Source organism: Streptomyces sp. NPDC039424 (assembly GCF_055639495.1).
In genome coordinates this window covers 71,767-88,505 of the sequence record NZ_JBVKAI010000001.1, presented here as the reverse complement: position 1 = coordinate 88,505, position 16,739 = coordinate 71,767, and the positions used below count along the sequence as shown (strand labels likewise).

The following is a 16,739-nucleotide window of genomic DNA, read 5'->3' as shown; positions in this document are numbered from 1 at the left end:
GCCCCCACCCACTCCGACGGAAAGGCCTTCTGTGTCCCCGACCCCCGCCCGTGTCACCGCGGTCGACACCTACGACATCCGCTTCCCCACCTCGCGCGAGCTGGACGGCTCCGACGCGATGAACCCCGACCCCGACTACTCCGCGGCCTATGTCGTGCTGCGCACCGACGCGGCCGACGGCCACGAGGGGCACGGGTTCACCTTCACCATCGGGCGGGGCAACGATGTCCAGGTCGCCGCGATCGACGCACTGCGGGACCATGTGCTCGGGCGCCCGGTCCAGGAGATGTGCGACGACCCCGGGTCACTCTTCCGGGACCTGATCGGCGACAGCCAGCTGCGCTGGCTCGGACCCGAGAAGGGCGTGATGCACATGGCGATCGGGGCCGTGGTCAACGCCGTCTGGGACCTCGCCGCCAAGCGCGCCGCCAAGCCGCTGTGGCGGCTGCTCGCCGACGCCGAACCGGACTGGCTGGTGCGGCAGATCGACTTCCGCTACATCACCGACGCCCTCACCCCCGAGGAGGCCCTGGACCTGCTGCGCCGCGGCCGGGCGGGCGCCCGGGAGCGCCGGGCCCGGCTGCTGGAGCGCGGCTACCCCGCCTACACCACCTCAGCCGGCTGGCTCGGCTACGACGACGACAAGCTCACCCGGCTCGCCGCCCAGGCGGTCGCCGACGGCTTCCGGCAGATCAAACTGAAGGTCGGCGCCGACCTCGACGACGACCTGCGCCGCTGCCGGGTCGCCCGCGCGGTGGTCGGACCGGACGTCCGCATGGCGATCGACGCCAACCAGCGCTGGGACGTCGAGGAGGCGATCCGCTGGACCAAGGCCCTCGCCGACTTCGACCCGTACTGGATCGAGGAGCCCACCAGCCCCGACGACATCCTCGGTCACGCGGCGGTCCGCGCCGCCGTCGCCCCGGTGAAGGTCGCCACCGGCGAGCACGTGCACAACCGCATCGTCTTCAAGCAGCTGCTCCAGGCCGGCGCCCTGGACATCGTGCAGATCGACGCGGCCCGGGTCGGCGGGGTCAACGAGAACCTGGCGATCCTGCTCCTCGCGGCCAAGTTCGGCGTCCCCGTCTGCCCGCACGCGGGCGGCGTGGGCCTGTGCGAACTCGTCCAGCACCTGTCGATGTTCGACTATCTGGCCCTCTCCGGCAGCACCGAGGACCGGGTCATCGAGTACGTCGACCATCTGCACGAGCACTTCCTCGCCCCGGTGGTGATCCGCGAGGGCCACTACACGGCACCCACCGCGCCGGGCTTCTCCGCCGCCATGCGGCCGGAGTCCATCGCGCGGTACACGTTCCCCGGCGGCACCTTCTGGGCCGCCGACCCCGAGACACGGAAGGGAAAGGCGGCATGAGCGACTTCGCGGGCCTGAGGGCCCTGGTGACCGGCGGCGCCTCCGGCATCGGCCGGGCCACCGCCGAACTCCTCGCCGAACGCGGCGCCCGGGTGGCGGTGGTGGACCTGGACCCCTCGACCGTGGACAAGCCCCTGCTCGCCTTCCGCGCCGACGTCACCGACGACGCCTCGGTACGCGCGGCCGTGGCGGAGGCGGCCGAGGACCTCGGCGGGCTGGACGTCCTGGTCAACAACGCGGGCATCGGCGCCCAGGGCACCGTCGAGGACAACGACGACGAGGAGTGGCGCCGCGTCTTCGACGTCAACGTCCTCGGCATGGTCCGCGCCGCCCGCGCCGCCCTCCCGCACCTCAGGCGCTCCCGGCACGCGGCGATCGTCAACACCTGCTCCATCGCGGCCACCGCGGGGCTGCCGCAGCGGGCGCTGTACAGCGCGACCAAGGGCGCCGTGCACTCGCTCACCCTCGCCATGGCCGCCGACCACGTCCGCGAGGGCATCCGCGTCAACTGCGTCAACCCCGGTACGGCGGACACCCCGTGGATCGGCCGCCTGCTGGACGCGGCCCCCGACCCGGCCGCCGAACGCGCCGCACTGGAGGCCCGCCAGCCCACCGGCCGCCTCGTCTCGGCGGCCGAGGTCGCGGGCGCCATCGCCTACCTGGCGAGCCCCCTGTCCGGCGCCACCACCGGCACCGCCCTCGCCGTCGACGGCGGTATGCAGGGCCTGCGGCTGCGCCCGGTGGGCCGGTGACGACGCTCGGCCGCGGCGGCGTCCCGGTCAGCCCCCTGGGCTTCGGCGCCGCCGGAATCGGCAACCTGTTCACCGAGGTCGGCGACGAGCAGGCGTACGAGGCGGTACGCGCGGCCTGGCGTCACGGCATCCGCTACTTCGACACCGCCCCCCACTACGGCCTCGGCCTGTCCGAACGCCGCCTGGGCGCGGCCCTGCGGGACTTCCCCCGGGACGAGTACACGCTCTCCACGAAGGTGGGCCGCCGTCTGGAACCGTCGGACGCGGGCGGCGACGACCTGGCGGACGGCTTCGCCGTCCCCGCGACCCATCGCCGTGTCTGGGACTTCAGCGCCGACGGCGTCCGCCGCACCCTCGAGGCGAGCCTGGCACGGCTCGGTGTGGACCACGTGGACGTCGTCTACCTCCACGACCCCGACGACCACGCCGAACAGGCCTTCCGCGAGGGCTATCCCGCCCTGGAGCGGCTCCGCTCCGAGGGCGTGGTCGGCGCGATCGGCGCGGGCATGAACCAGGCCGGGATGCTCGCCCGGTTCGTCCGCGACACGGACGTCGACGTGGTGCTGTGCGCCGGCCGGTACACCCTCCTCGACCAGAGCGCCTCGGCCGAGCTGCTGCCCGCCGCCGTGGCCCGGGGGGTCTCGGTCGTCGTCGGCGGTGCCTTCAACTCCGGCCTGCTGGCCGACCCGCGGCCGGACGCCACGTACGACTACGGCCGCGCGCCCGCCGAGCTGCTGGACCGCGCCCTGCGCATGAAGGCGGTCGCCGCCCGGCACGGCGTCACCCTGCGCGCCGCCGCCCTCGCCTTCTGCGCCGCGCACCCGGCCGTCGCGAGCGTCCTGGCCGGAGCCCGCTCGGCCGGCGAGGTCCGCGACTGCGCCGAGCAGTTCGCGGCACCGGTCCCCGCCGCCCTCTGGCAGGAGCTGCGGGACAGCGGTCTGCTGCCCCCCGAGGAGCCGTCATGAGAGTCGCCCTGCACACCAAGGTCCGCGCCGACCGCGTCGCCGAGTACGAGGCCGCCCACCGCGAGGTCCCGGCCGAACTCACCGACGCCATCCGCGCCGCCGGCGCCACCTCCTGGACGATCTGGCGCAGCGGCACCGACCTCTTCCACGTCCTGGAGTGCGAGGACTACGCCCGGCTGCTGGCCGAACTGGAGAAACTGCCGGTCAACGTGGCCTGGCAGGCCCGGATGGCCGAACTCCTCGACGTGGTGCACGACTACTCCGGCGAGGGCGCTCGGGCCGGTCTGCCCGTCGTGTGGGAGCTGCCGTGACCGTCGACGCCCACCACCACGTCTGGGATCTGTCGGTCCGCGACCAGGACTGGATCCGGGGGCCCGGACTCCAGCCGCTCGGACGGGATTTCACGATCGCCGACCTCGAACCCGAAGCCCGCGCCGCCGGGGTCGGCCGCACGGTCCTCGTGCAGACGGTCACCGTCCCCGAGGAAACCCCCGAGTTCCTGGCCCTGGCCGACACGCACGACCTCGTCGCGGGCGTCGTCGGCTGGACCGACCTCACCCGCCCCGACGTCGCCGACGAACTGGCCCGCCTCGCGGAGCTCCCCGGCGGCCGGTACCTGAAGGGCGTCCGCCACCAGGTCCAGTCCGAGCCCGACCCCGAGTGGCTGCTGCGCGCGGACGTCCGCCGGGGCCTGGCCGCGGTCGCCGACGCGGGCCTCGTGTACGACCTGGTCGTCCTGCCCCACCAGCTCCCGGCCTGCGTCGAGGCGGCCGAGTCGCTCCCTGGGCTCACCTTCGTCCTGGACCACCTGGGCAAGCCGCCGATCGCCTCCGGCGCGCTCGAACCGTGGACGGCGGCCGTCCGCGCCCTCGCCGCACTCCCCAACACGGCCGCCAAGCTCTCCGGCCTCGTCACCGAGGCCGACCCCGCCTCCTGGACCACCGGCGACCTGCGCCCTTACACGGACGTGGCCCTGTCCGCCTTCGGCCCGCACCGCCTGATGTTCGGCTCCGACTGGCCGGTCTGCACGCTCGCGGCGTCCTACGGCGAAGTCCTCGCCGCCGCACGGGAGCTGACCTCCCAGCTGAGCGAGTCCGACCGCTCCGCGCTCTTCGGCGCCACCGCGATCCGCGTCTACGACCTCTGAGCCACCCCCGCCAGCCGGGTCGGCGGCAGATACTCCCGTACGAACGTCCGCTCCCAGCACGCGCCCGTCTCGCGCAGCTCCCGCCAGGTGGTGTAGCGGTAGCGGAAGAGGCGGGCGCGGACGTAGCGCGGGGGTTCGCCGGGCGGGAAGGGGGAGCGGCGCAGGAGTTTCAGCGTGTCGGGGTCGTTCTCCAGCAGCCGTTCCACCAGCCCGCCGAACCACGTCCCGGCGTACCCGGGCGACAGCGCGGCGAACCACATCAGCCAGTCCAGCCGCAGATGGTAGGGCGCGAACTGGCGCGGCCAGCGCCGGGGATCGCCCGGCTTGCCCTTGAACTCGTACTCCCGCCAGTCCGAGTCCGGGTGCGGCGCGTCGTCCGGCGTGCCCTCCACCACCACCTCGTACCGGATCCGGCTGACGCTGCCGAACGCGCCGTAGGTGTTGACCAGGTGCAGCGGGTCGAAGGAGCGGTTCATCACCTGGCGGCGGGAGATCATGTTCACCACCGGGTGGTAGCTGAGGAACAGCAGCAGCGCGGCGACGGCCAGGACCACGATCGCGTACCACAGGGGCGCCGCGGGCACGGACGGCGCGGCCGTCGGGAACCGCACCGCCGACAGCGCCAGCACGATGGTGATCCAGTTCAGCCAGGAGAAGTTGCCGGACAGCACCAGCCACAGCTGGGTGAGGATCATCAGGGACGCGGCGGCCGTGGCGACGGGATGCGGGGTGAACAGCAGGAACGGCACCACCAGTTGCGTGACATGGTTGGCGGCCACCTCCACCCGGTGCAGCGGCTTCGGCAGATGGTGGAAGAACCAGCTCAGCGGGCCCGGCATCGGCTGGGTCTCGTGGTGGTGGTCCAGACAGGTCAGCTTCCGCCAGCACGCGTCCCCGCGCATCTTGATCAGACCGGCCCCGAACTCCACCCGGAACAGCACCCAGCGCAGCAGGAAGAGCACCACCACCGGCGGGGCCACCTCGTCGTTGCCCAGGAACACGGCCAGGAAGCCGGTCTCCAGCAGCAGCGACTCCCAGCCGAACGCGTACCAGGTCTGCCCCACGTTGACGATCGACAGATACAGCGCCCAGGGCACCAGCCACAGCAGCATGCCGCCCCACAGGGGCAGTTCGCCGTCCGCGCCCGCGAGCAGCGCCACCGAGACGGCACAGCCCGTCCAGGCCGAGGCCGCGAAGAAGCGGTCGGAGTAGCGCAGGTGGAACAGGCTCGGCGCGCGCCGGAACGGCACCCGGGCCACGAAGCCGGGGATCGGCAGCATGCCGCGCTCGCCCAGCAGGGCCCGGAACTGCAGGGCCGCCGTCAGGAACGCGACGAGGTACACGGCGGCCAGGGCCCGCTGGAAGACCAGCCGGCTCAGCCAGTAGTCGGGTGCGGTGAACCAGTCCACGGCCGTGTGCTCCTCCCTCCATGGTGACGCCGGAGGTGTCCGTCACTCTGTGTACCGCGAGTCAGCGGTCGCGTAACCCGAAACGATCCCGCCGCCCCGCTCGAAGAATCAGGCAAATCCTGGCAAGGTAGCCCCATGGCCGATCGGGGCACGAGCGCCCTGTCCCTACCGGACGACTGGACCGCCCATCCGGATCCCATCCTGGCGCTCAACCGCATGGGCACCTTCGACTGGGACCTGGACACCGGTCTGTTCCACATGGACGCCCAGGCCCACGAGGTCTTCGACATCCTCCCGGAGGAGTTCGACGGGCGCCCGGAGACCCTCGCGCTCCGGGTTCCCCAGCCGGAGGCGAGCATCCTGGACTCCGTGGTGGCCCGGGCCATCAAGGACGGCAGCGAGAACTACGGGACGTACTTCCGTATCCGCTGCCGCGACGGCACCCGGCGCTGGACGCACACCCAGGGCTACATCCGCCGCGACGAGACCGGCCGCCCGCGCCGGGTCATCGGCATCGTCCGGGACGCCACCCGGGAACTGGAGGAGAGCGAGGCCCGCAGCCTGCGCGCCGCCCAGGACGCGGCCGTGCGGCGGCAGACCGGCATCGTGCAGGTCATCACCGCCGCCCTCTCGCACGCCCGCAGCGTCCAGGACGTCATCGACGTCCTCAAGGACACCCACGGCGTCCGGCACCTCGGCGCGGCCAGCCTGGTCATGGGCCTGGTGGAGGCCGGCCGCATCCGGATGATCGCCGAGGGGCCGGAGGGCAGCTTCGTGCCCGGCACCCGGATCAACCGCATAGACGAGCCCTACCCCATGAGCGAGGTCGTACGGACCCTCGTCCCGCGCTTCATCGAGTCCCCGGAGGAGTTCGCCGAGGGCTACCCGATCCTGTGGCCGCACCTCACCGGCCTGAGCATCACCTCCGCCGCCTACCTCCCGCTGATCGCCCAGGCCCGCCCGATCGGCGCCATGGGCCTGCTCTACAGCGACCGGCGCGGCTTCTCGGACGAGGAGCGCACCGTCCTGGTGGCACTCGGCAGCAGCATCGCGCAGAGCCTTCAGCGGGCCATGCTCTACGAGCAGGAGAAGGACCTCGCCCAGGGCCTGCAACAGGCGATGCTGCCCCGCACGATCCCCAGCGTGCCCGGGGCGGACGTGGCGGTCCGCTACCGCTCGGCGTCGCTGGGCCGGGACATCGGCGGCGACTGGTACGACCTCATCCCGCTGCCCGGCGGCCGGGTCGGCGCCGTCATCGGCGACGTCCAGGGGCATGACACGCACGCGGCGGCCGTCATGGGCCAGCTGCGCATCGTGCTGCGCGCCTACGCGGCCGAGGGGCACACCCCGGCCACCGTGACCGCCCGCGCCTCGGTCTTCCTCCACGAACTCGACACCGACCGCTTCGCCACCTGCCTGTACGCGGAGGCCGACCTGTCCACCGGCGTGGTGCAGGTGGTCCGGGCCGGCCACATCGACCCGCTGATCCGGGACACCGACGGGTCCTGCCGCCGGATATCCGTCGAGGGCGGCCTGCCGCTGGGGCTGTCCGCCGAGTTCGGCCGCCTGGAGTACCCGGTCTCCACCGTCGAGCTCGACCCCGGCCAGACCCTGCTGCTGTGCACCGACGGCCTCGTCGAGCAGCCCGGCGCCGACCTCGACGACGGGCTGCACACCCTGACCGCGCTCATCGAGGCGGGCCCGGACGATGTGCGCGAACTCGCCGACCGGCTCATCGACGTGGCCGAGGAACGCGGCGGCGACGACGACGTGGCCCTGCTCCTGCTGCACCGCCGCGGCCTGGACGTCCCGCGCCCCGGCGGCCGGCTCCAGCAGCACGTGGCCTCCGGCGACCCCGAGGCCCTCAGGCTCGCCCGGCACACGATCCGCGCCTCGGTCCGCGCCTGGGGCGCCGGCGAATGCGCCGACGAGATCGAACTGGTCGCCGACGAGCTGATCACCAACGCCCTCCTGCACACCGAGGGCTCCGCGATCGTCACCCTCAGGGTGCTGGGCGGCAGCGACCGCCGGCTGCGCGTCGAGGTCGAGGACTCCTCCAGCGCCCTGCCCCGCCGCCGGGACGCGGGCGACTCCGGCGTCTCCGGCCGCGGGCTGCTGCTGGTCGACCGCCTCGCCGACGTGTGGGGCGTGGAGGCGCGTGGCGGCGGCAAGTGCGTGTGGTGCGAGTTCGAGGTACCGGAGCGGACCTGACCCGGCTGACCGCGGCGGCCCCTGATGGCACTCTGGACGTATGCCGGAACTGCCCGAGGTCGAGGCGTTGAAGGACTTCCTGGCCGAGCATCTGGTCGGCCACGAGGTGGTGCGGGTGCTGCCCGTCGCGATCAGCGTCCTGAAGACGTACGACCCTCCGCTCACCGCTCTCCAGGGCCGCGAGGTCACCGCCGTGCACCGGCACGGCAAGTTCCTCGACATCGCGACCGACGGCGGCCCCCGCCTGGTCACGCACCTGGCCCGCGCGGGCTGGCTGCAGTGGAAGGACCGGTTGCCGGACGGCCCGCCCCGCCCCGGCAAGGGCCCCCTCGCCCTGCGGGTGGCCCTGGAGACCGGCGCGGGCTTCGACCTCACCGAGGCCGGCACCCAAAAGCGCCTCGCGGTGTACGTCGTGCACGACCCGGGGGAGGTCCCGGGCATCGCCCGCCTCGGCCCGGACCCGCTCGCCGACGACTTCGACGCCGACCGCCTGGCCGCCCTGCTGAGGGACGAGCGACGACAGCTCAAGGGAGCCCTGCGCGACCAGAGCCTGATCGCGGGCGTGGGCAACGCCTACAGTGACGAGATCCTGCACGCGGCCCGGATGTCCCCGTTCAAGCTGGCCGCCTCCCTCACCCCGGACGAGGTCCGCGCCCTCCACACAGCCCTGCGCACCACCCTCACCGAGGCGGTCGAACGCTCCCGGGGCCTGGCGGCCGGCCGCCTGAAGGCGGAGAAGAAGAGCGGCCTGAGGGTCCACGGCCGCACCGGAGAGCCCTGCCCGGTGTGCGGCGACACCATCCGCGAGGTCTCCTTCAGCGACTCCTCGCTCCAGTACTGCCCCACCTGCCAGACGGGAGGCAAGCCACTGGCGGACCGCAGGATGTCCCGGCTGCTGAAGTAGGGGCCCGGTTGCCTAGTCGGCGTCCAGGCTGACCAGCCGCTCCCCGGCCGCCGTGCGGACCTCGTAGCGGACGACCTGGTCCGAGTGCATGGAGGAGCCGCCCTCCACGGTGGTCATGCCGGTGTCGTGGCCGGGTACGGCCCAGCTGGTCACGACCTGCTCCGAGCCGTCGCGGCCGATGGCGACGAGGCGGCAGGAGCGGGGGCCGGCGCTGTCCTTGATCTTCAGCTGCACATCACTGCCGTGGTCGTCGTCCTTGGTCATGACCTGTGCCCACACGCCCGAGTGCGCGTCGGTCGCCGCCATGACCTGCACCGAGGTGTCGGCGGTGCCGCTCGTCTGGCCGGCGTACATGGCGATCCCGGGTCCGGCCACGGCGAACACCACCGAGGCGGCCAGGCCGTACAGGAAGCGCCGGCGGCCGGCCCGCCGCCGGGACGCCACCGCCGTGAGCAGGCTGTCCAGCAGCCGGGGGCCGGGCTGTGCCATGGGGTGCACCAAGCGCGGGGTCGCCCGCCGGTACAGCATCAACTGCCGTGCGGCGGGGCCGAACTCGGTCACGTGTGCCGCGCATTGGGGGCACTCCATGAGGTGGTCCTCGAAGCGGAACGCCTCCGCCTCGTCGAGCACGCCGAGCGCGTAGGCGCCGACGTCGCGATGCCGTTCCAGGGACCTCATGCCGAATCCTCATGCCGATGGGTGCGGGTGGGGTTACTCCGTGCTCCCATCCGTACGCACCGGACAGACGAATCACTCAAGCCGTGCACCGAATCGTAACCAACGGATTCGGAGCGGCCGGGCCCGCGGATTGGTCCGACTTCAGAAAAGTCAGAAAAGATGGATGGCGAGGTGCCCGAGGGGCAGCCCGAGCCGCCAGGCGGGCGTCCACACCTTCGGCCCGTCGTCCTCGCCCACCACCGGCCCGCCGCCCGGCACCGCGTCCAGATCGGGCGCGAGCAGCTCGGTCTCCTCCAGCCAGCGCCAGGCCGCCGCGGCCAGCTCCAGGTCCGGTGACGGCGTGCCCGCGCCGGCGGTCTCGGCGGCGAGCTGCGCCATGCGCTCGCTCACCCAGTCCTGCCACGGCTGGTCGTACGCCGTCAGCGACAGCCAGGTCTCCAGCTGGGAGACCACCTGGATGCCGGAGAGTTCGCCCTCGGTGTCGGAGAGAAAGATGGTCAGCGCCAGCGCGTCCCGGCCGGCCCGGAACTCGAAGGACGTCGGCGGCATCAGGTCGCCGGTACGCAGCAGCTCGTCGGCGATGTACTCGGCGTACAGCCACGCCATCGGCACGGTCAGTTCACCGCCACCGGCACCGTCCGTGCTCTCTTGACCTCTGTGCAGCATCCCTTCCTGCCCTCCTCCGGTACGTGCGCGTCGCCCGAACACGAGCCCCCGGTCCGGAACACGGATGAGGACAGCTGATTGCTCAACCGGGGTCCTCAGCAAGGCGCTTTGCGAAGCCTTTGCTGTGGATGTGGTTTCACCGCAGGTCGGCCGCGTAACCCGGAAGCACCCGGCGCAGGGCGCGCAGCGCGTAGTACGCACGGGACTTCACGGTACCGGGCGGAATCCCCAGGCATTCCGCGGCCTCCGCCACACTCGCCCCGTGGAAGTACACGAGCACCAGGACTTCACGGTGCTCCGGAGTGAGTGTCTTCACAGCCTCGCGCACATCGAGCGTCGCGGCCGCCCGTTCGGCGTGATCGGCCATCACCCGCGCGTTCTCCAGGACCGCGTCCCCGACCTCCGGCGGCCTCGCCTGCCGGGCCCGCCGGGCGTCGATGGCGAGCCGCCGGCCCACGGTCAGCAGCCAGGGGCGTACGGAGTCGAAGGCGTCGGCGCGCAGTGCCTCGGGGTGCTGCCAGGCGCGTACCAGGGTCTCCTGCACGAGGTCCTCGGCGCGCTGCCGGTCCCCGTCGCAGAGCCTCAGCAGCAGGGCGAAGAGCGGTCGGCCGTGCTCGCGCTGGAGCGCGGCGAGCTCGTGCTCGGCGGTCGTCGTCCCGGCGGGGAGGGTGGTTCCGGCCGTCATGGCCGTATGGCATCGCAGGGCGCCGCCCGGGGACAGGGGGCGCACAGGGATCTGCGACGGACGGTCGATCGCGTCGACGAACGGTTCGACGAACGGTCCGCCCCGCTGTCGTCCCCGACACCGGACGGGTCAATGAGGGCGCCGGAACCGTTTGCGACGGCGGTCAGCTTCGTACCTATGTGGCAGTAAATGTCATAACTGTGGGGTGAGCTGATGATCGCACGCAGACGGCAGGTGGCCCTGGCCCTGACGGCGCTCCTCGCGGCGGGCGCCGCCTGTCAGGCCCACGCACGGCAGGAGCGGCCCGCGCCGCCGGGACACCCGGCGCCGCCCGCCGCCGCCCGTGGATTCACCCTGGTCGCCACCGGCGACATCCTGGCGCACGGCTCCGTCGTCGACAGAGCGGGCTTCGACGCGGGCGGCACCGGCCACGACTTCCGTCCGATGCTGGCCGGGGTCCAGGGCGCCGTCGCCACGGCCGACCTGGCGCTGTGTCATCTGCGGAGCGTCCGCGGCGGCAACCCGCCGGAGCTGGCCGAGGGGCTCGCCGCGACCGGCTACGACGGCTGCTCCACCGCCTCCGCGTACTCCCCGGACGACGGCCCCGCCGGCCTGAGCGGCACCCTGGACGCCATGGACCGGGTGGGCCTGCGGCACGCGGGGACGGCACGCACCGAGGCCGAGGCGCGCACCGCCACGATCCTCACCGCGGGCCCGGCGAGGGTCGCGCATCTGGCGTACACGTACGGCGCCGACGGCTCCGCGCCCCCGCCGGGCGGCCCCTGGGCCGTCAATCCGATCGACGGCGACCGCATCGTCGCCGACGCCCGCGCCGCCCGGCAGGCCGGCGCCGACGTGGTGGTCGTCTCCCTGGGCTGGGGCACCGAGTGGCAGGACGCCCCCGACCGGTCGCAGCTCACCCTCGCCCAGCGGCTCACCGCCTCCCGCACCGGCGACCGACCCGACATCGACCTCGTCCTCGGCACCCACGCCCATGTCCCGCAGCCGTACGAGAAGGTCAACGGCACCTGGGTGGCCTACGGCCTGGGCGACCAGATCGCCGGCGAACCCGACGGCAGCGGCGTCCGGGACCCCCGCGCCAACGAGTCCACCCTCGGCCGTTTCACCTTCGCCCCGCCCGCCCGGCCCGGCGCCCGCTGGGAGGTGACCCGGGCGGAGTTCGTCCCGCTGATGTACGACCTCGACGCCGGACGGGTGGTCGACCTGGACGCGGCGATCGCCCGGGGCGCCGATCTGACGGGCGTGCGCGACGCGATCCGCGACGCGGTCCTCGGCCGGGGCGCGGCCGAGGACGGGCTGATGACGGGCGGTTGACGCCGGTGAGCGGTGGCTAACGCCCCGCCAGCGCGGACCGCCGGTACGAGTAGCCGAAGTAGATCACGCAGCCGATCAGGAACCACAGGGCGAACCGCACCCACGTCTGCCACTGCAGGAACGTGATCAGCCAGACGGAGAAGACGACCCCCAGCGCCGGCACGAACGGCATCCACGGCGTGCGGAAGGTGCGCGGCAGGTCCGGCTGCCGGTAGCGCAGCACGATCACCGCGGCGCACACCACCACGAAGGCCAGCAGGATGCCGATGTTGGTCAGTTCGGCCGCCTGCCCGATGGGGACGAACCCGGCGATGAGGGCCGAGCCCGCCCCGACGATCCATGTCACCCGGGTGGGCACGTGCCGCGTCGGGTGCGTCTTGGCGAACCACTGGGGCAGCAGCCCGTCGCGGGACATGGAGAACCAGACCCGGGTGACACCCAGCATGAAGGTGAACATCACGGTGAGGATGCCGATGATCGCGCCCACCGCGATCACGTCCGCCAGCCCGCTCAGCCCCACCGACTTGAACGCCGTGGAGAAGCCGCTCTCCGGGTCGATGTCCTTGTAGTTCTGCATGCCCGTCAGCACCAGGCAGGCCGCCACGTACAGGACCATCGAGATCGCCAGCGAGTAGATGATCGCCTTCGGCATGTGCCGCTGCGCGTCCTTCGACTCCTCGGCCGCCGTCGACATCGCGTCGTACCCGAAGACCGCGAAGAACACGGTCGCCGCGCCGGTGAAGGCCCCGCTGATGCCGAAGGGGAAGAAGGGGTGGTAGTTCGCGGTGGTGATGTGGAACACGCCCACCCCGATCACCAGCAGCACCACCAGCACCTTCAGGGCGACCACGAACGTCTCGAAGCGGGCCGCGGTGCGGATGCCGAGGTTGAGCAGCCAGGCGATCAGCAGGCACAGCAGCGCGGCGAACAGGTCGACCCGGTGCCCGTGCCCGGTGCCGGGCGCGCCGAGCATCCAGGCGGGCAGGTTCGCGCCCAGTTCCTCGACCAGGAAGCTGAAGTACCCGGAGATGCCGATCGCGACCACCGCCACGATCGCGGTGTACTCCAGCAGCAGGTCCCAGCCGATGAACCAGCCCGCGAACTCGCCGAGCACCGCGTAGCCGTACGTGTACGCCGAACCCGCCTTCGGGATCAGGCCCGCGAACTCCGCGTACGACAGCGCGGCGCAGGCGCTGGCCAGACCGGCGATGAGGAAGGAGACGAGCACCGCGGGCCCCGCCGTGCCGTTCGCCACCGTGCCGGCGAGGGTGAAGATGCCCGCGCCGATGATGCCGCCCACGCCGATCGCGGTGAGCTGCCACAGGCCGAGCGATTTGTCGAGGTGGGGGCCCTCGGCGTGCTCGGTCTCCTCGATGTGTTCGATGGGTTTGCGGCGGAGAATGCCCTCACCCGTACGGAGCCTGGCCATGCGCCTCACCTCTTCGCCGATCGTAACGGCTGACGGCGGATCATGATGGCTCAGGGGCGCACGTGACGGAAGACGCCACGCACGGGTCAGGCCGGTCTCGCGTGAACGCTATTCGTCCTCGTCGCAGACGTTGTCGAAGACCTCGTAGGCCTTTTGATACGCCGCTTCGTAGGCGGTCTCGTACTTCTGGTAGTCCTTCAGCTTGTACTTGCTCTTCTTTGCTTCAGGATTGTCGGACTTCCCCCAATTGCAGTGAGTGCCGTCCTTCTTCCCGGCCGTTTCCCCGTCTTTCGCGCCCTGTGCGCCCGGGCTCTTGGCGGCGGGGGCCTGCGGGGCTGACGCCGCCGCCCCCTGGGTGGTGTCGGCTGCCGCCTGCGTCATCAGGGCCGGCGAGAACACCAGTGCTGCTGCGGTGAGGGGGCCCGCCATGACTGCGACGAATCGCTTCGCGCGCATAGCTATCCTCTTCCTTCGAGTTGGTACGCGGACATGGCGCCTCGTTCCGGCCAGGACCCATCCCGTGCGCGGGTTGCGGTCCGGAGCGGTATCTGCACCGCGATGCGCTGGGCACCATGAGGGCCGGTGGATTCCGGCCCGCGACGCCGCTTTCCTTCCCTACGTGCGGACTTGGACTGCTCCTGCACGTGCGGTGTCCGCACTTCGACCGTAACGAGGGGCAGGTGGGATGTCCACTTATGGCCTAATGTGCGTAATTTACGCCTCAACTGTGCGGGCCCGCCGAGGCCGCGATCGCCCCCCTGACCACGCCTACGGCACCACCGTCACCGGCCAGCGTCCCGCCTTCACCAGGCGGATCGCCACCGAGCCGATGATCCGGTGCCCGGCCTGTTCGGAGGCGCCGACGACCACGGCGTCGGCCTTGAGGTCGTCCGCCGCCTTCACCAGGCCGTTGTACGGATCGCCGCGGAAGGTGTGGAACTCCCAGCGGATGTCGTACATCCCCTTCAGCCGCTCCGCCCCGTCGCGGATCTGCGCGACCAGGTCCTCGGCGATCTCGTCGGTCGTCTCCGCCACCGGCACCCCGAGCGCCGCGCCCGCCGTCATCACCGGCTGCACGTAGACGACGGCCAGCAGGGCGTGCTGCCGCCGGGCGAGGCCACCGGCGTAGGCGGCGGCTCTGAGCGAGGACTCGGAGCCGTCCACGCCGACGACGATGACCTTCGGTCCGTCCGTACCCCGCTCGAACCGGTGCGCGTGCTGTTCCGTCACGGCCGCGAGGTTATCGGAGCCGGGAACTCCGCCGCCCGTCCGGGGCTCTACGCCGGGTGGGTGTATTCGTGCCCCCGCATCGGTGTCGCTGTCCCCGGGCGGGCCCGGGCGGGGCGACTGATGGGGCATGACGAAGGATCAGTTGCTCACTCGCCGTCGGGCCCTGCTCGCCGGGGCCGCCGCTGTGGGGGCCGCCGGACTGTTCATCGCGGGGACGGGCGGCGAGGAGCCCGTACGGACCGGTGCCGCGCCCGTCGCGGGCCCGCAGGCGCGCGCGGCGCTCAGGCCGTCCGCCTACCGCCTGCAGCCCCTGACCGGTCAGGCGCCGCCGCCCGCCCGGCCCCGGCGGCTCGCGGTGCGCCGCGAACCCATCCTGGAGTTCCCCGGACGCGGCCGGACCATGGTGCTGACCTTCGACGACGGCCCCGACCCCCGCTACACCCCGAGCATCCTGGACACCCTGGCCAAGTACGACGTCCGCGCGATGTTCTTCGTGTGCGGGGAGATGGCGGCCGACAACAAGGACCTGCTGGCGAGGATGGCCGACGAGGGGCACGTCGTCGGCAACCACACCTGGACGCATCCGCTGCTCACCCAGTTGGGCCGCAAGGAGATCCGCTCCGAGATGGAGCGCACCAGCGACGTCATCGAGGACGCCTACGGCGAACGCCCCCAGTGGTTCCGCGCCCCCTACGGCGCCTGGAACCGCGCCGCCTTCCAACTGGGCGCCAAGATGGGCATGGAGCCGCTCGCCTGGACGGTCGACAGCCTCGACTGGACCACCCCCGGCACCAGCACCATCGTCGACCGCATCGAGAGCGGCGCCGCCCCCGGCGTCGTGGTCCTCTCCCACGACGCCGGGGGCGACCGCTCACAGAGTGTCCGGGCGCTGCGCAAATACCTGCCGCACCTGCTCGACTCCGGATACCACATCACCGTCCCGCGCCGTCGCGCCGGCTGACGGAAACGGGCTTTCGCCCGCCCGGCCCGGAAGACGTTCAGCGGACCTCGACCAGGCGGGCGAAGACGACGACATTGCCGTCGTAGCCGTTCTGTTTGGAGAAACCGCCGCCGCAGGTGATGACCCGCAGTTCCGGCGTGCCCTTCGACGCGTAGACGCGGTCACCGGGAAAGTCGGCCTTGGCGAACACCTCGACGCCGTAGATGTCGAACACCGCGGTCTTTCCGTCCCGGCGGACGACCTCCACCCGGTTCCCCTTCTTCAGGGCTCCGAGTCCGTAGAACACGGCCGGCCCCTGCTTGTTGTCGACATGGCCGACGACGACGGCGGTGCCCTTTTCCCCGGGGGACACCGCACCGGTGAACCAGCCGGCCAGATTGGGGGTTTCCGGCGGCGGCGCGCCGACCCAGCCGTCCGTGTCCAGGCCGACCGGCACGACCGGGGCGTCGACCTGGATCGCGGGGATTCTGACCCGGTCCGCCACGGCGAACGGCAGCGGCGCCGGGGCGCCCGTGAAGGTGTCGGACTCGGCACGGCTGTCCGCGGCGGCGGCCGAGGCGGGCTGCGGTGGCCCCGTGTCGAATTCCCCCGAACCATTGCGAATGAGCGCCAGACCGGTCAGCAGGACAAGCGCTATCACGCCCCAGGGGGCGCGCTTCTTCCGCCGCGCCTCCTCTTCGGCCAGTTCGGCCAGTCCGGCCGACTCGGACGCAGTCATTCGCCATCCCCTCTCGACGCGGCCGTCACCACGTCCCTCGCATGGGAAAACGCTAAGTCCCGCGCACACGACCGGCGACGGGGCGAGCGGCGAACGGGTGGCCCGAACGGCTTTCCCGTGCGCCATCCGAGTTGCCGTCGGCGGAAAATTTCTGACGGCCCGTGACCTGCGGCAATATCCGATTGTGTGCTTGTCCTACGGTGCGCTCTCTCGCTCGGACGGAGCATTCTCGACATGCGGGCGTGTTCCGGTCGTCCGAGGGTCTATCCGGGAGGTG

General features: G+C 72.2%; 17 protein-coding genes. 9 read left to right on the top strand and 8 right to left on the bottom strand.

Annotation, left to right across the window (positions count from 1 at the left end):
- Nucleotides 1–31: 31 nt before the first annotated feature.
- The 5 genes from ACZ7L0_RS00460 to ACZ7L0_RS00440 are packed head-to-tail and all read left to right on the top strand — an operon-like array spanning nucleotide 32 to nucleotide 4,236.
- Entirely contained in the window at nucleotides 32–1,372 is a 1,341-nt protein-coding gene (locus ACZ7L0_RS00460; protein ID WP_471240150.1) for an enolase C-terminal domain-like protein, read from the top strand.
- Complete coding sequence (locus ACZ7L0_RS00455; protein WP_471240149.1) at nucleotides 1,369–2,124, top strand: SDR family NAD(P)-dependent oxidoreductase; 756 nt, start codon at nucleotides 1,369–1,371, stop codon at nucleotides 2,122–2,124. Before ACZ7L0_RS00460 ends, ACZ7L0_RS00455 begins: the two co-directional genes overlap by 4 nt.
- Nucleotides 2,121–3,089 (top strand): aldo/keto reductase, encoded by a 969-nt coding sequence (locus ACZ7L0_RS00450; RefSeq protein ID WP_471240148.1) that lies wholly within the window; start codon nucleotides 2,121–2,123, stop codon nucleotides 3,087–3,089. The genes ACZ7L0_RS00455 and ACZ7L0_RS00450 overlap by 4 nt, the downstream gene beginning before the upstream one ends.
- The gene (locus tag ACZ7L0_RS00445; RefSeq protein ID WP_471240147.1) at nucleotides 3,086–3,400 is read left to right on the top strand and encodes an L-rhamnose mutarotase; all 315 of its coding nucleotides are present in this window, start codon (nucleotides 3,086–3,088) and stop codon (nucleotides 3,398–3,400) included. Before ACZ7L0_RS00450 ends, ACZ7L0_RS00445 begins: the two co-directional genes overlap by 4 nt.
- Nucleotides 3,397–4,236: an amidohydrolase family protein gene (locus ACZ7L0_RS00440; protein ID WP_471240146.1), complete on the top strand. Its 840-nt coding sequence runs from the start codon at nucleotides 3,397–3,399 to the stop codon at nucleotides 4,234–4,236. The genes ACZ7L0_RS00445 and ACZ7L0_RS00440 overlap by 4 nt, the downstream gene beginning before the upstream one ends.
- Here the strand turns inward: ACZ7L0_RS00440 and ACZ7L0_RS00435 are convergent.
- Entirely contained in the window at nucleotides 4,224–5,645 is a 1,422-nt protein-coding gene (locus ACZ7L0_RS00435; RefSeq protein WP_471240145.1) for a lipase maturation factor family protein, read from the bottom strand. The genes ACZ7L0_RS00440 and ACZ7L0_RS00435 overlap by 13 nt on opposite strands.
- A gap of 135 nt (nucleotides 5,646–5,780) precedes the next feature.
- Here ACZ7L0_RS00435 and ACZ7L0_RS00430 point away from each other — a divergent pair, with 135 nt between their 5' ends.
- Together ACZ7L0_RS00430 and ACZ7L0_RS00425 are read left to right on the top strand one after the other, a co-directional pair.
- Nucleotides 5,781–7,856: a SpoIIE family protein phosphatase gene (locus ACZ7L0_RS00430; protein ID WP_471240144.1), complete on the top strand. Its 2,076-nt coding sequence runs from the start codon at nucleotides 5,781–5,783 to the stop codon at nucleotides 7,854–7,856.
- Nucleotides 7,857–7,896: 40 nt separating this feature from the next.
- A complete protein-coding gene (locus ACZ7L0_RS00425) occupies nucleotides 7,897–8,760 on the top strand; it encodes an Fpg/Nei family DNA glycosylase (RefSeq protein ID WP_471240143.1) in 864 nt (287 codons plus the stop codon).
- A 12-nt stretch (nucleotides 8,761–8,772) separates the two neighbouring features.
- Here the strand turns inward: ACZ7L0_RS00425 and ACZ7L0_RS00420 are convergent, their stop codons facing one another.
- From ACZ7L0_RS00420 to ACZ7L0_RS00410, 3 genes are all read right to left on the bottom strand, one after another.
- A complete protein-coding gene (locus ACZ7L0_RS00420) occupies nucleotides 8,773–9,438 on the bottom strand; it encodes a zf-HC2 domain-containing protein (protein ID WP_471240142.1) in 666 nt (221 codons plus the stop codon).
- 150 nt (nucleotides 9,439–9,588) lie between these two features.
- A complete protein-coding gene (locus tag ACZ7L0_RS00415) occupies nucleotides 9,589–10,104 on the bottom strand; it encodes a hypothetical protein (protein WP_471240141.1) in 516 nt (171 codons plus the stop codon).
- A 136-nt stretch (nucleotides 10,105–10,240) separates the two neighbouring features.
- On the bottom strand, nucleotides 10,241–10,789 hold the full coding sequence (locus ACZ7L0_RS00410) for a sigma-70 family RNA polymerase sigma factor (protein ID WP_471240140.1): 549 nt from the start codon (nucleotides 10,787–10,789) through the stop codon (nucleotides 10,241–10,243).
- A 213-nt stretch (nucleotides 10,790–11,002) separates the two neighbouring features.
- Between ACZ7L0_RS00410 and ACZ7L0_RS00405 the strand changes: the two genes are divergently transcribed.
- Nucleotides 11,003–12,124, top strand: a complete 1,122-nt coding sequence (locus ACZ7L0_RS00405; protein WP_471240139.1) for a CapA family protein — start codon at nucleotides 11,003–11,005, stop codon at nucleotides 12,122–12,124.
- Nucleotides 12,125–12,140: 16 nt separating this feature from the next.
- Here ACZ7L0_RS00405 and ACZ7L0_RS00400 read toward each other — a convergent pair whose 3' ends face one another.
- From ACZ7L0_RS00400 to ACZ7L0_RS00390, 3 genes are all read right to left on the bottom strand, one after another.
- Nucleotides 12,141–13,553: an amino acid permease gene (locus tag ACZ7L0_RS00400; RefSeq protein WP_471240138.1), complete on the bottom strand. Its 1,413-nt coding sequence runs from the start codon at nucleotides 13,551–13,553 to the stop codon at nucleotides 12,141–12,143.
- 108 nt (nucleotides 13,554–13,661) lie between these two features.
- Entirely contained in the window at nucleotides 13,662–14,009 is a 348-nt protein-coding gene (locus tag ACZ7L0_RS00395; RefSeq protein WP_471240137.1) for a hypothetical protein, read from the bottom strand.
- A 312-nt stretch (nucleotides 14,010–14,321) separates the two neighbouring features.
- Nucleotides 14,322–14,783: a universal stress protein gene (locus tag ACZ7L0_RS00390; protein WP_471240136.1), complete on the bottom strand. Its 462-nt coding sequence runs from the start codon at nucleotides 14,781–14,783 to the stop codon at nucleotides 14,322–14,324.
- 127 nt (nucleotides 14,784–14,910) lie between these two features.
- On the opposite strand from ACZ7L0_RS00390, the gene ACZ7L0_RS00385 reads away from it, so the two are divergent.
- A complete protein-coding gene (locus tag ACZ7L0_RS00385) occupies nucleotides 14,911–15,744 on the top strand; it encodes a polysaccharide deacetylase family protein (protein ID WP_471240135.1) in 834 nt (277 codons plus the stop codon).
- 37 nt (nucleotides 15,745–15,781) lie between these two features.
- Here ACZ7L0_RS00385 and ACZ7L0_RS00380 read toward each other — a convergent pair whose 3' ends face one another.
- Nucleotides 15,782–16,462 (bottom strand): class F sortase, encoded by a 681-nt coding sequence (locus ACZ7L0_RS00380; protein WP_471240134.1) that lies wholly within the window; start codon nucleotides 16,460–16,462, stop codon nucleotides 15,782–15,784.
- Nucleotides 16,463–16,739: the final 277 nt, after the last annotated feature.